Here is a 12,622-nt window from a genome sequence, read left to right as displayed (position 1 = left end):
TCCCAAAGGGCGTGGTGACGCCACGGTAACCTCGTGCCGTGACCGGGGTGAATGGACCTGTGGAAGATCTCACTGAGCGTCGGATCGTGGTGCTGACCGGCGCCAGCTCCGGCATCGGGCTGGCTGCCGCCGAGGAGCTGGCGCGCCGCGGCGACCAGGTCGTGCTGGTCGGCCGCGACCCGGCCCGGCTGCGCGCCGCGGGCGAGCGGGTACGCGAGTGCTGCGGCGAGCAGCCGGAGCTGTTCCGCGCCGACTTCGCGGTGCTCGACGACGTGCGCGGGCTCGCCGAGCGGCTGCGCGAGCGGTACGACCGGATCGACGTGCTCGCCAACAACGCCGGCGCGATCGTGCTGGAGCCGATCACCACGGTCGACGGTTTCGAGCTGAGCATGCAGGCCAACCACCTCGCCCCGTTCCTGCTCAGCAACCTGCTGCGAGATCGGATCGGGCGGATGGTGGTCACCGCCTCGGACGCGCACCGCAGCGGCGTGCTGGACCCGGACGACCTCAATTCCGCGCTGCGCTCGTACCGGCCGTTCCGCGCGTACGGCACCAGCAAGCAGGCGAACATCCTGTTCACCGCCGAGGCCGCGCGGCGCTGGCCGGAGGTGCCGGCGCACGCGTTCCACCCTGGCGTGGTGCGCACCCGCTTCGGCAACGAGAGCCGGATCGTGGCGCTCGGCATGCGGCTGCTGCCGTTCCGCAGCCCGGAGAAGGGCGCGGAGACGCTGGTGTGGCTGGCCTGCCAGGATCCGTCCCGGCTGACCGACGGCGGCTACTACGCCGACCGCAAGCCGCACCGGCCCCGGCCCAAGGCGGCCGACCCGGCGCTCGCCGCGCGGCTCTGGACGGCCAGCGCGAAGGCCGTCGGACTCGACGCCTGACGACACCGAGGGGACACATGACCACGGAGCAAGAGATCCTGCTGGTCGCGCTCGTCGACCTGAGCACCGACGTGGACGCCGGGCGGCGCTACGAGGACGCGGTGCTGGCGCTGCTCGGCCGGCACGGCGGCGAGTTGGAACGGCGGCTGCGCACCGGGGCCGGGGAGACCGAGGTGCACGTGATCCGGTTCGCCACCCGCGCCGGGCTGGACGCGTTCCTCGTCGACCCGGAGCGCGTCGCGTTGCGCGCCGAGCTCGGCGACGCCGCGCCCGCCACCCGGGTGCTGGAGGTACGCGACGTCTGAGCTGCGTCTTCTCCCTCACTTCATCACGTGGGGACGCCGAGAACAAGACTTGATCTTGGGGCTGGCGGGGCGCAGGGTCGGGGCATGGACTTCGATCCCCTGGCCACCGCCCGCCGGGCGCTCTGGATCGGCGGCGCGCAGTGGGCCGGCAAGACGACACTCGCGGTCACGTTGGCACTGCGGTACGGGCTGACCGCGTACCTCTACGACCGTCACGACGCGCGAGGGCACGACGACCGGCGGATCGCCGACCGGATCCGACGGGGTGAGCCGCCGGACGGCCCCGACGCGGAGGCGACCTGGGTGACGACGGACCCGGAGCGGATGGCCGCCGAGACCCTCGCCGGGTTTCCGCGCCGCTTCGAGTGGGTGCTGGACGACCTGAGCGCGCTGGTGAGCGGCCGCCGGGTGGTCGCCGAAGGCTGGGGGCTGCGGCCCGAACTGGTCGCCCCGGTCGTCGAGTCGACAGGGCAGATGGTGGTGCTGGTGCCGACGCCGGAGTTCCGCGCGTACCAGGTGGAACGGCTGCCGCGGGCGACGGCCCGCCACCCCGGTGTGAGCGACCCGGAGCGGGCGTGGCGTCACCGGATCGCGCGCGACGAGCTGGTCGCCGCCGACGCGGTCGCCGGCGCCCGGGCGCTCGGGATACGCGTGATCGAGGTGGACCTGGGCCGGGACGCCGAGGCGGTCGCCGCGCTGGTCGCCGACCACTTCGCCGGATACCTCTGAGCGTCACCGCGACACGTGCACCGGGACGCTCGTGACCACCACGCCGGGCAGCGCGCGCAACGCCGCCCGTAGCCGCTGCTCGGCGCGGCTGTGCAGCAGCCGGTACCGCCGCCGGCGCAGCACCACCTCCGGCACGATCACGGTGAGCGTCAGGTCCGGGCTCGCGGCGTGCAGCGCCTCCAGGTAGTGCGCCAGCGGCCCGATCACCGACCGGTACGGCGACACGATCGTCTCCAGCCGCAGGTGGTCTCCCCAGGCCCGCCACTGCTCCCGGAACCGGTCCGCCTCGGCCTCCTCGGGCGCGAGGTGCACGGCGAGCGTGGGCCGTCCGAGTGACGTCGCGTACGCCAGCGCGCGCAGCGACGCCCGGTTCAGCCGGGCCACCGGCACGATCACCAGGTGGCGTACCTGCTGGGGCAGTTCGTCGCACTCGGCGGGCGGCGCGGACGGCGGCGGGTGCAGCGCCAGCGCGCGGTGCAGCCGTGCGTAGTGGCCGTGGATCCGGCGGAACAACAGCACCAGCAGCGGTACGGCGAGCACCACCACCCAGGCGCCCTCGGTGAACTTGGCGACCGCCGCGGTCAGCAGCACCAGCCCGGACAGCGCCGCGCCGACTGCGTTGACGGCGAGCCGGCGGCGCCACCCCGCCCCCCGCCGGCGCCGCCAGTGCACCACCATCCCGGTCTGGGACAGCGTGAAGGCGAGGAACACGCCCACCGCGTAGAGCGGGATCAGCCGCTCGGTGTGCCCGCCGAACGCGACGAACACGACCGCTGCGGTCAGCGCCAGCGCCACCAGCCCGTTGCTGAACGCCAGCCGGTCGCCCATGTGCAGGAACCGACGCGGCGCGTGCCCGTCCCGGGCCATGAAGAACAACAGCCGGGGGAAGTCGTTGAACGCCGTGTTCGCGGCGAGCAGCAGGATCAGCGCGGTGGTGGCCTGGAGGATCGCGTACCAGGGTCCGCTCGGGAACGTGACCCGGCCGAGCTGGGACAGCAGCGTCTCGTCCGCCCGGGGCACCAGTCCGTCGAGGTGGATCAGCCCGATCAGGCCCGCGAACAGCGTCACCAGCATGGCGACCATCCAGCCGAGCGTGGTGCGGGCGTTGCGCCACTCGGTCGGGCGGAACGCGGGCACCGCGTTGGAGACCGCCTCGATGCCGGTCATCGACACCGCGCCGGAGGAGAACGCCCGCAGCACCAGCAGCAGGCCCAGGCCCTCGGCGGCGGGCACCGAGGGCGGCGGCACCGGCGCGAAACCCCGCGAGGCGGCCTTCGCGTAACCGATCGCCAGCACCGCTACCAGCACCACCACGAACGCGTACGTGGGCAGCACGAAGATGTTCCCCGCGGTGCGTACGCCGCGCAGGTTCCCGGCGAGCAGCACGACGATCACCAGCACCCCGAGCGGCACCGCCCACGGATCGAGCCCGGGTAGCGCCGAGGTGACCGCGTGCACGCCGGCCGCAACCGACACCGACACGGTCAGCACGTAGTCGAGCATCAGCCCGGCCGCGGCGGCGAGTCCCGGCGTACGCCCGAGGTTGTCCCCCGCGACGATGTACGAGCCGGCGCCGTGCGGGTAGGCCGGGATGGTCTGCCGGTAGGAGAGGCCGACAGCGACCATCAGCAGCACGAGCACGGCGGCGAGCGGCAGGGCCAGTCCGAGCGCGGCGCTCCCGGCCAGCACCAGCACCGCGAGCATCGCCTCCGGCCCGTACGCCACGGAACTGAGCAGGTCCGACGAGAGCACCGGCAGCGCTACCAGTTTGCGCATCCGCTCGTACAGCACCGACGCGCTGGACAGCGGTGGCCCGAGCAGCGCCCGGCGGGCCCGGGCGGCGGCCCGGCCGGTCCGGTCGCCGGGCAGGTCGGCCGCACCGGTGGCGACCAGTTCGTCCGGCTGCGCCACGGTGAACATGTCGATCGGCGTCAGCCGCCCGAACCGGGTCGGCACCGGGTGGTGGTCGTGCCGCCCGAGCGTCGGGTCGACCGGCAGGTCGTCGGCGCGGCGCGGGCCGCGCCAGCGCTCGCCGATCCGGCCGAGCGCCGCGCGTTCCTCGTCGCTGAGCGGCGGGAACTCGGCCGAGGGCGTGACGACGGTGCCCGTCTCCGCCGCGTCGTCCCGGTCCGCCCCCACTCTGAGCACTTTCGTGCAAACCGGACGGCCCGGTGGCCGGAACGGCGCGACTTCGCCCCGACCGGCGCGGCGGCTGCGCTCGGAGCCGCGACGGCTGCGGTCGAGGCGCGTCGCTCAGTCGCCGAGCGGGGTCGGGTCGACGGGGGCCGCGACCGGCGCGGCACGGCGACCGGCCCGCGCCCCGCCGAGCACCACCACCGCCACGCCGGCCAGCAGCAGCGCCAGGCCCGGCAGCGCCAGCGGCCGGGGCAACTGCCCCAGCCACACCCAGCCGATCAGCGCCGCGCCGGGCGCCTCCAGCAGGATCAGCACGCTCACAGTGGTCGCCGAGACCCGGTGCAGGGCGTAGTTGAACATCGAGTGGCCGAGCAGTTGGGCGCCGGCCACCAGGCCGAGGATCGCCAGCCAGGTCGGGCCGTCGAAGCCGTGCAGGCGTACGCCGCCGACCAGGCACACCACGAGCAGGATCGCCGCACAGACGCCGTAGCAGACGGTGGTGTAGGTGGTGGTGCTGATGCTGGCCCGGGCCCGCTCGCCGAACGCGGTGTAGACGGCCGCGAACAGGCCGCCGACCACCGCGAGCAGGTCACCGGCGAACGCCCGGCCGGAGGCGCCGAAGTCGGCGCCGGTGGCGAGCACCGCGCCGAGCACCGCCACCCCGATGCCGGCCCACACCGCCCTCGGCAGCCGCCGCCCCTGTCCGCGGGCGATCAGGCCCTGCCACACCGGCTGCGTCGCGCCGAGCGCGGTCGCGGCCGCCACCGAGGTGAGCTGCGCGCTCGGCATCCAGGTGGCGAAGTGGGCGGCCAGGGCGACCCCGGAGAGTACGCAGTAGAGCCCCTCGCGCCGGCCCGGGCCGACGGTCAGCGCGCGGAGCTCGGCGCGCCGCCGGATCAACGCGACCGGGCCGAGGACCGCCGCCGACAACGCGGTACGCCAGAACGCCACCGCCAGCGCCGACGCGGCGGCGAACGCCACGAGCGGCGCCGAGGACGAGACCGAGGCGACGGCCAGGGCGAGCGCGCCGACCGTCAGCGCGTCGAGCGGCGGGCGATGCGGAACGGTGGGCACGAACGGTAATCCTCACACGGGCACCCGACCGACACGGAACGTCAGCACTCCGTTACGATCATGCGCGTCCCGGCGATCCTCCCCCCTCGACGTCCGGAGGCGTTCCCTCATGCTCCGATTCCAGGCGGTGCTGTTCGACTTCTTCGGCACCCTGACCCACGGCGTACGGCGCGGAGCCGCCCACCGCGCCACCGCCGACATGCTCGGCTGCTCCACCGAGGCCCTGGTGGAGGTGCTGGACAGCAGCTTCTACGAACGGGCCAGCGGCTCCTTCGGCAACGCCGAGTCGACGATGCGCTGGGTGTGCGCCCGGCTCGGCGTACACCCGTCCGACGCAACCGTGCGCGCCGCCGTCGCCACCCGGCACCGGGCCGTACGCGCCGACACCCGGCTGCGCGCGGAGGCGGTACCGGTGCTGGCCGCGTTGCGCCACCGGGGCGTCCGTACCGGGCTGGTCAGCGACTGCACGCACGAGCTGCCGGCGTTCCTGCCGCAGCTCGCCGTCGCGCCGCTGCTCGACGCGCAGGTCTTCTCGGTACGCCTCGGACGCTGCAAACCGGACCCGGCGCTCTACCTGGCCGCGTGTTACCGGCTCGGCCAGTCCCCGGCCGACTGCCTCTACGTCGGGGACGGCGACAGCCAGGAACTGACCGGTGCGGAGCGGGCGGGGCTGAGCGCGGTCCGGCTGGCCGCACCGGATCTCGCCGACCACGTGGTCCTCAACGCCGACCACGGCTTCGACGGGCCGTCGCTTACCTCACTGACGGACGTGCTCGACCTGCTCGACCCGGTCCCCGTCGCCTGACCCGGCCCGTCTCGGCGCGGCCTGGCCCGGTGGCGGCCGAGTCGTGTCGGCGGCGCCGGCCGTCCGGCGCCCCGGCGTCGCCGGATTCGCGCGGTCAGCGGCGGCGGACGCGGTGCAGGCGGAACGGCTTGCGGACGGCCCGCACCACAGGGGCCGGTCGGGGCTGCTCACTCAGCGATCCGTCCGGCAGGTCGGCGCCGCTCACCGCGGTGCCGGCGGGCGCGAGCCGGTTGAGCGCGCACCCCTGCGCCGCCCACCGCTCCACCAGCTCGGCGGCGGAGCCGGAGGCGTTGAGCCGCTTCGCCGCGACCAGCGGCGCGACGGTGTTCCACTCCTCGGTGCCGGGTCGCAGCCGGGTCACCTGCGCCGGCCAGGTGACGATCCGCCCGCCGTGGTCGCCGCGCAGCGTCACGTCGGCCGTGTCGCTGTCGGCCAGCCCGGGCGCGGTCTGCTCGCCGGGGCCGGTGACCACGAGCAGGGTGCCCTCCAACGGCAGGCACCACAGCGCGTAGGCCGGACCTCCGGCGGTGCTCACCCAGCAGACCGCGGCCTTCTTCACCGCCTCGTCCACAAGCGGCGGCGTCACCCGCTCGTCCACCTCGTCACTCACCCCGCCATCCTGCCCCATCCCCCGCGGGTCAGCCGATGAACGGGGGGACGGTGATCTCGCCTCGGGCCACCGGCATGACCTGGCCGGAGACGGTCGCGCCCACCGCCAGCCCGCCGGACGCGGTCACCGTGCAGGCGAGCGTCGACGGGCGGTTGATCTCGATGCCCTGCCGGACCGTGTACTCCGCGCGGCCCTCGCCGGGCAGCAGGCCGCTGGCGACCAGCCACACGCCCAGTCCCAGGGCGGCCGAGCCGGTCGCCGGATCCTCCGGTACGCCGAGCCCCGGCACGAAGACCCGGGCGTGCGCGGTTTGCGAATCGGGCTCCCAGGAGAAGAGGCTGACGTGCTCCACTCCGTACCGCTGCGCCGCCGTCGTGTTCAACCGTGCCCGGGCCACCGCGTCCGGGCGTACCGGAAGGTAGGGGAATTCGAGGCCGCACCCGGCGACCCGCGGTGGCGGGCCGACGTGGTCGGGGCCGGTCAGGCCGACCATCTCCAGCAGCGGCTCCGGGTCGAGTTCCGGGCCGAGCGTGGGCGTGCCGCCGGTGAGCGTCGCGCCGGTGGCGGTCACCTCGATCGGCAGGACTCCGGCGCCGCACTCCTGGGTGATCCGGCCGGCGCCGAAGACGCCGCGCCGGCTCGCGGTCACCGCCGCGCCGACGCTCGGGTGCCCGGCGAAGGGCAGCTCGTCGGCCGGAGTGAAGATCCGGGCCCGGTAGGTGGCGCCCACCTGCGTCGGCGGCAGCACGAAGACCGTCTCGGACAGGTTGAACTCCAGCGCGAGCGCCTGCATCTGCTCGGTGGCCAGCCCTTCCGCGCCGAACACCACGGCCAGCGGGTTGCCGGCGAACGGGCGGTCGGTGAAGACGTCCACGATCTCGTAGCCCAAGGTCGACATGTTGTTAGAGACTAGGCCCTTAGGCTGGTGGCCGTGAGCACGCCGAACCGGGTCTACCTCGCTCGACTCGCCGGAGTCGCCGTTTTCGACCCGAACGGCGACCAGGTCGGCCGCGTCCGCGACGCGGTGGCCCGGATGCGGGCGACCCAGCGACCGCCGGAGGTGGTCGGTCTGGTCGCCGAGATGCCGATGCGGCGGCGCATCTTCCTGTCCATCAACCGGATCACCTCCATCGACACGGACGCGGTGGTGCTCGGCAGCGGCACGCTCAACCTGCGTCGCTTCGAGAAGCGCCCGAACGAGCTGCTGGTGCTCCAGGAACTGCTGGACCGCCGGGTCCAGCTCGACAGCGGGCAGGCCGGCTCGGTGGTGGACGTGGCGATGGAGTCCAGCCGCGGCGGCGAGTGGGCGCTGAGCCGCGTCGCCGTGCGCGAGCACACCGGCCGGCTCACCCGCCGCGGCCACCTCCACCAGGTCGACTGGGACCGGGTCCGCGGGCTGGGCGCGGTCGGCGACAACCGGGGTACGGCGAACCTGCTCGCCGTCCTGGAGGACATGCGCCCGGCCGACCTGGCGAACGCCCTCCAGGATCTGCCCGACGCCCGGCGCAACGAGGTGGCCGCCGCGCTCGACGACGAACGCCTCGCCGACGTGCTGAGCGAGCTGCCCGAGCGCGACCAGGTGGAGATCCTGGCCGCGCTGGACCGCCAGCGCGCCGCCGACGTGCTGGAGGAGATGGAGCCGGACGACGCGGCCGACCTGCTCAACGAGCTGCCCCCGCCGGAGCAGGACGTGCTGCTGGACCTGATGGAGCCGGACGAGGCCGACCCGGTACGTCAGTTGCTGCGCTACGCCTCCGGCACCGCCGGCAGCGTGATGACCTCGGAGCCGGTGATCCTCCCGCCGGACGCCACGGTGGCCGAGGCGCTGGCCCGGATCCGGGAGGCTCAACTGTCGCCCGCGGTGGCGGCCCAGGTCTTCGTGGCCCGTGCCCCGCTGACCACGCCGACCGGCCGCTACCTGGGTATGGTGCACTTCCAGCGGTTGCTCCGCGAACCGCCGGCCGACCTGCTCGGCGGCATCGTGGTGAACGACATCGACCCGCTGCGCACGTCGACCCCGCTGCCCGAGATCACCCGCCGGATGGCCACGTACGACATGGTCGGCATGCCGGTGGTGGACCGGAACAACCGGCTGGTCGGCGCGGTGACCGTGGACGACGTGCTGGACCACTCCCTGCCGCGCGACTGGCGGGACCGGGACGCGGCCTCCACCTCGTCCGCCACCGACGACGGCACCCTGGACGGCGACGATGAGTGATCAGCGACGCGGCGACCGGCTCGACCAGCCGCGTGCCCCGCGGAGCCTGCACCTGCCGCGGATCGACGCGGAGACGTTCGGCCGCTGGGCCGAGGGCATCGCCCGGGGCATGGGTACGGCGAACTTCCTCGTCTACATGACGCTCATCCTGGTGGCCTGGTTCCTGTGGAACACGCTGGCGCCGGCGAGTCTGCGCTTCGACCCGTACACCTTCACGTTCCTGACCTTGATCCTGTCGTTGCAGGCGTCGTACGCGGCGCCGCTGATCCTGCTCGCGCAGAACCGGCAGGCGGACCGGGACCGGATCGCGCTGGACGAGGACCGGCGGCGGGCCACGCTGCAGAAGGCCGACACGGAGTACCTGGCCCGGGAGATAGCCGCGCTGCGGATCGCGATGGGTGACGTGGCGACCCGGGACTTCCTGCGCTCGGAGCTGACCCGGCTGGGTGAGGAGCTGGACGAGGCGGCCGAGCGGCGGCGCAAGCTGGAGCGGCGGCAGCAGGAGCGGGAGGGCCGCCGGATCGGCGGCGGCGAGCCGCTGGACGAGCCCCGGGACGAGCTGGACGGCGACTACGCGCGGGACGGCCGCTACGAGGGCTGACCCGGCCATCGAATCGCTCACACCGCCCCCGCCAGCGGCGGTGGCCGATGACCCGCGACGTAGCATTGCGGGCATGTCAGCACCCGTCAGCACCGTCTCCGACGCGATCCAGGCCGCCCTGGCCACCGTCAACGACCCGGAGATCCGCCGGCCGATCACCGAACTCGGCATGGTCCAGTCCGCCGAGTGTGGCGAGGACGGCGTGGTCCGGGTGGAGCTGCTGCTCACCGTGGCCGGCTGCCCGCTGAAGGACAAGCTGCGCAGTGACATCACCGCCGCTGTGGCCGCCGTGCCCGGCGTGAGCGGTGTCGAGATCACCTTCGGTGTGATGAGCCCGGAGCAGCGCCAGGAGCTCCAGTCGAAGCTGCGCGGCGGCGGTGCCACGGCCGAGCCGGTGATCCCGTTCGCCCAGCCCGGCTCGCGGACCCGCGTCTACGCGGTCGCCAGCGGCAAGGGCGGTGTCGGCAAGTCCAGCGTCACCGTCAACCTGGCCGCCGCGCTGGCCTCGCGGGGCCTGTCGGTGGGCGTGGTGGACGCGGACATCTACGGCCACTCGGTGCCCCGGATGCTCGGCGCCGACGGTGCGCCGACCCGCGTCGAAGACATGATCATGCCGCCGCAGTCGCACGGCGTGAAGGTCATCTCGATCGGCATGTTCACCCCCGGCAACGCCGCAGTGGTCTGGCGCGGGCCGATGCTGCACCGGGCCCTTCAGCAGTTCCTCGCCGACGTCTACTGGGGTGACCTGGACGTCCTCCTGCTCGACCTGCCGCCGGGCACCGGCGACATCGCGATCTCGGTGGCCCAGTTGCTGCCGAACGCGGAGATCCTCGTCGTCACCACGCCGCAGGCAGCCGCCGCCGAGGTGGCCGAGCGGGCCGGCGCGATCTCGCTGCAGACCCACCAGCGGGTGGTCGGCGTGATCGAGAACATGTCCTGGCTGGAGATGCCGGACGGCTCCCGGATGGAGGTCTTCGGGGCCGGTGGCGGCGCGGCGGTGGCCGAGTCGCTGACCCGCACGATCGGCGCGCAGGTGCCGGTGCTGGGGCAGATCCCGCTGGACACCCGGGTCCGCGAGGGTGGCGACGCCGGTCAGCCGATCGTGCTGGCGCAGCCGGACGCCCCTGCCGCGAAGGCCCTGTTCGAGGTCGCCGACCGCCTGGCCGTGCGCCGCGAGTCGCTGCTCGGCAAGCCCCTGGGCCTCAAGCCGGCAGGCCGCTAGATCCCACCTCCGCTCCCACCGCTCCCCACCGCCCCTTCCCGCCGACGCGGGAGGGGGCGGTCCCGTCCCCGTCCCCGCCCCCGTCCCCGCCCCCGTCCCCGGGGTCGATCATGAGGTTGGCGGTCGCCGGGGCGGCGTGTCGCGCCGTCAACTTCATGATCGACGGCGCGATCAGCGGGAGGGCGCGCGATCAGGTGGCGTCGTCGTAGGACGGGCGGGGGGCCGGCGGCGCGGGGGTGGGGGTGCTGGTCGCCACCCTCGGGGTACGCAGGTCGGCGGCCTTGGCGACGTCCTTCAGCTCGTCGTGCACACCTGTGACGTCCGAGCGCAGGTTGTCGTACATGCCCTGGAGCGGCTTGCGGATCGCCTGCTCGTCTTCCTCGCTGAGCAGATGCTTGCGGATGAACGCCTTGGGGTGCAGATCCTCCAGCTGGATGTCCGTACCCAGCTCGCGGCTCAGGTCACCGGTCGCGTTGCGCGCCATGTTGCGCAGGTTGCGGACCATGCGGAGGCCGTCGCTGATCACGTTGGGCAGCCGATCGCCGAAGATCAACAGCGCCAGGAGCAGCAGGACGCCGATCTCCCACCAGTTCAGGTTCTCGAACACCGCGGCCTCCTCGTCCGTGTCAGGGCCAGACTACGCACGTCAGGTGACCATCGGGGAGGGGGTGACGGGTCCTCACTTCGCATCCGCGGCGAGCGTCACCGACGCGTTCTGCCGCGCCGACCCGCGCCGGTACTCGACTGTCACCACCGAACCGGGCGCGTACTTGCGCACCAGGGCCACCAGGTCGGTCGGATCGGTCATCGGATGGCCGTCCAGCCGGAGCACCACGTCCCCGGTGCGCAGTCCGGCCGCCGCCGCCGGGCCGGCCGGCTCGACCGCGTTGAGGCGTACCCCGCCGCCGGTGGCGCCGGTGCCGCCCACCTGGGCGCCGATCACCGTACGCCGGGCCTTGCCGGTGCCGATGATGTCCTCGGTGATCCGCTTCGCCTGGTTGATCGGGATGGCGAAGGCGAGGCCGATGTTGCCCGCCTCCTGCCCGTCGGCCACCAGCGACTTGATCGTCGAGTTCACGCCGACCACCCGCCCGGCGCCGTCCACCAGCGGGCCGCCGGAGTTGCCGTGGTTGACGGCGGCGTCGGTCTGGATCGCCGCGTAGTAGCGGGTCGGCCCGCCCGGCTCGCCGGCCTGCATGGTCCGGTCCAGCGCGCTCACGATGCCGGCGGTGACGGTGTTGGCGAGCGACAACGGCGACCCGATGGCGAGCACCGGGTCACCGACGGCGAGCGCGTCGGAGTCGCCGAACTGCACCGGGGTCAGCCCGCTGCGCGAGACCTTGATCACGGCGAGGTCCGACTCCGGATCCTGCCCGACCACGGTGCCGGCGGCGGTGCTGCCGTCGTTGAACACGACGGTGGCCTTGCCGGGGCCGTCGGCGACCACGTGGTCGTTGGTGACGATGTGGCCCTCGCTGGTCACCACGAAGCCGGAGCCCTCGCTGGTGCCGCCGAGGCTGACCACCCGGATGGTGACCACGCTGGGCAGAACCCGCTCGGCCACCCCGGCCAGCGACTCGGGCTTGCGCTGGGCCAGTGCCGGGGCCTGCCCGGACTGCGCGCCGATCGTCGGCACGTCACCGCCGCGCAGGAAGGCGTACGTCAGGGCGCTGCCCAGCGAACCGGCCAGCAGGGCCGTGACCAGGGAGATCAGAACCACCTGGCGTATCCCCGGCCGGGCCGGCAGGTCCGGGTCGGTGACCGGTTCCGGCTCCCCCGCACCCGGTGCCGGCGCCGCCGGGACCACCACGGCGGCGGGCGCGTACGGATCCCGCCACGGATCGGCCAGCGCGTCGGACCACCACGGCGACGCCGTCTGACCCGACGCGTCCTGCGGCGGTCGTCCGGACGCCGGCCCACCCGGCACCGGCGATCCGCCGGGCCGCCGCCAGTCCCAGCCGTCGGTCACGTCGGTGCCTCCCACTCCGTCCCGCTGGCCCCGCGCCGGCGGCCGACGGAGCCGGACGACAGTGACGCG

13 protein-coding genes are annotated in these 12,622 nt (G+C 74.0%); 7 read left to right on the top strand and 6 right to left on the bottom strand.

All coding sequences use genetic code 11. The features are described from left to right. Positions 1 to 59: 59 nt before the first annotated feature. The 3 genes from NMK34_RS03975 (at position 60) to NMK34_RS03965 (ending at position 1,918) form a co-directional block, all read left to right on the top strand. The gene (locus NMK34_RS03975) at positions 60 to 884 is read left to right on the top strand and encodes an SDR family NAD(P)-dependent oxidoreductase (protein ID WP_269696076.1); all 825 of its coding nucleotides are present in this window, start codon (positions 60 to 62) and stop codon (positions 882 to 884) included. A gap of 17 nt (positions 885 to 901) precedes the next feature. Next, complete coding sequence (locus NMK34_RS03970; protein ID WP_318332254.1) at positions 902 to 1,189, top strand: hypothetical protein; 288 nt, start codon at positions 902 to 904, stop codon at positions 1,187 to 1,189. Positions 1,190 to 1,273: 84 nt separating this feature from the next. Beyond that, positions 1,274 to 1,918 carry a hypothetical protein gene (locus NMK34_RS03965; protein WP_318332253.1) on the top strand — a complete coding sequence of 215 codons (645 nt, stop codon included), beginning with the start codon at positions 1,274 to 1,276 and terminating at the stop codon, positions 1,916 to 1,918. Positions 1,919 to 1,921: 3 nt separating this feature from the next. On the opposite strand, the gene NMK34_RS03960 is transcribed toward NMK34_RS03965, so the two are convergent. Both NMK34_RS03960 and NMK34_RS03955 read right to left on the bottom strand, forming a co-directional pair. Next, a complete protein-coding gene (locus NMK34_RS03960) occupies positions 1,922 to 4,057 on the bottom strand; it encodes an APC family permease (RefSeq protein WP_318332252.1) in 2,136 nt (711 codons plus the stop codon). 114 nt (positions 4,058 to 4,171) lie between these two features. Then, complete coding sequence (locus NMK34_RS03955; RefSeq protein ID WP_318332251.1) at positions 4,172 to 5,128, bottom strand: DMT family transporter; 957 nt, start codon at positions 5,126 to 5,128, stop codon at positions 4,172 to 4,174. A 109-nt stretch (positions 5,129 to 5,237) separates the two neighbouring features. On the opposite strand from NMK34_RS03955, the gene NMK34_RS03950 reads away from it, so the two are divergent. Next, complete coding sequence (locus tag NMK34_RS03950) at positions 5,238 to 5,933, top strand: HAD family hydrolase (RefSeq protein ID WP_194798730.1); 696 nt, start codon at positions 5,238 to 5,240, stop codon at positions 5,931 to 5,933. A 94-nt stretch (positions 5,934 to 6,027) separates the two neighbouring features. Here the strand turns inward: NMK34_RS03950 and NMK34_RS03945 are convergent, their stop codons facing one another. Continuing rightward, positions 6,028 to 6,561: a hypothetical protein gene (locus NMK34_RS03945; protein WP_318332250.1), complete on the bottom strand. Its 534-nt coding sequence runs from the start codon at positions 6,559 to 6,561 to the stop codon at positions 6,028 to 6,030. 10 nt (positions 6,562 to 6,571) lie between these two features. Then, the gene (locus NMK34_RS03940) at positions 6,572 to 7,441 is read right to left on the bottom strand and encodes a PhzF family phenazine biosynthesis protein (protein ID WP_194798732.1); all 870 of its coding nucleotides are present in this window, start codon (positions 7,439 to 7,441) and stop codon (positions 6,572 to 6,574) included. Between the two features lie 33 nt (positions 7,442 to 7,474). On the opposite strand from NMK34_RS03940, the gene NMK34_RS03935 reads away from it, so the two are divergent. From NMK34_RS03935 to NMK34_RS03925, 3 genes are all read left to right on the top strand, one after another. Beyond that, entirely contained in the window at positions 7,475 to 8,761 is a 1,287-nt protein-coding gene (locus NMK34_RS03935; RefSeq protein ID WP_318332249.1) for a magnesium transporter MgtE N-terminal domain-containing protein, read from the top strand. Continuing rightward, positions 8,754 to 9,362: a DUF1003 domain-containing protein gene (locus NMK34_RS03930; RefSeq protein WP_318332248.1), complete on the top strand. Its 609-nt coding sequence runs from the start codon at positions 8,754 to 8,756 to the stop codon at positions 9,360 to 9,362. The genes NMK34_RS03935 and NMK34_RS03930 overlap by 8 nt, the downstream gene beginning before the upstream one ends. 73 nt (positions 9,363 to 9,435) lie before the next feature. Then, positions 9,436 to 10,584 (top strand): Mrp/NBP35 family ATP-binding protein, encoded by a 1,149-nt coding sequence (locus tag NMK34_RS03925; protein WP_318332247.1) that lies wholly within the window; start codon positions 9,436 to 9,438, stop codon positions 10,582 to 10,584. 190 nt (positions 10,585 to 10,774) lie between these two features. On the opposite strand, the gene NMK34_RS03920 is transcribed toward NMK34_RS03925, so the two are convergent. Both NMK34_RS03920 and NMK34_RS03915 read right to left on the bottom strand, forming a co-directional pair. After that, positions 10,775 to 11,191, bottom strand: a complete 417-nt coding sequence (locus NMK34_RS03920) for a preprotein translocase subunit TatB (protein ID WP_318332246.1) — start codon at positions 11,189 to 11,191, stop codon at positions 10,775 to 10,777. 72 nt (positions 11,192 to 11,263) lie between these two features. Further along, on the bottom strand, positions 11,264 to 12,568 hold the full coding sequence (locus tag NMK34_RS03915) for a S1C family serine protease (RefSeq protein ID WP_318332245.1): 1,305 nt from the start codon (positions 12,566 to 12,568) through the stop codon (positions 11,264 to 11,266). Positions 12,569 to 12,622: the final 54 nt, after the last annotated feature.

Origin of the sequence: Micromonospora sp. BRA006-A, from assembly GCF_033433935.1 — a bacterium.
Taxonomy (GTDB): Bacteria; Actinomycetota; Actinomycetes; order Mycobacteriales; family Micromonosporaceae; genus Micromonospora; species Micromonospora aurantiaca.
Note: the sequence above shows the minus strand (reverse complement) of the source record. Positions and strands in the feature narration are given on the sequence as shown.

Excerpts from the sequence above, each read along its gene's own strand:
- NMK34_RS03930 (WP_318332248.1), top strand. The coding sequence starts at position 8,754 with ATGAGTGATCAGCGACGCGGCGACCGGCTCGACCAGCCGCGTGCCCCG.
- NMK34_RS03940 (WP_194798732.1), bottom strand. The coding sequence starts at position 7,441 with ATGTCGACCTTGGGCTACGAGATCGTGGACGTCTTCACCGACCGCCCG.
- NMK34_RS03925 (WP_318332247.1), top strand. The coding sequence starts at position 9,436 with ATGTCAGCACCCGTCAGCACCGTCTCCGACGCGATCCAGGCCGCCCTG.
- NMK34_RS03950 (WP_194798730.1), top strand. The coding sequence starts at position 5,238 with ATGCTCCGATTCCAGGCGGTGCTGTTCGACTTCTTCGGCACCCTGACC.
- NMK34_RS03970 (WP_318332254.1), top strand. The coding sequence starts at position 902 with ATGACCACGGAGCAAGAGATCCTGCTGGTCGCGCTCGTCGACCTGAGC.
- NMK34_RS03965 (WP_318332253.1), top strand. The coding sequence starts at position 1,274 with ATGGACTTCGATCCCCTGGCCACCGCCCGCCGGGCGCTCTGGATCGGC.
- NMK34_RS03945 (WP_318332250.1), bottom strand. The coding sequence starts at position 6,561 with ATGGGGCAGGATGGCGGGGTGAGTGACGAGGTGGACGAGCGGGTGACG.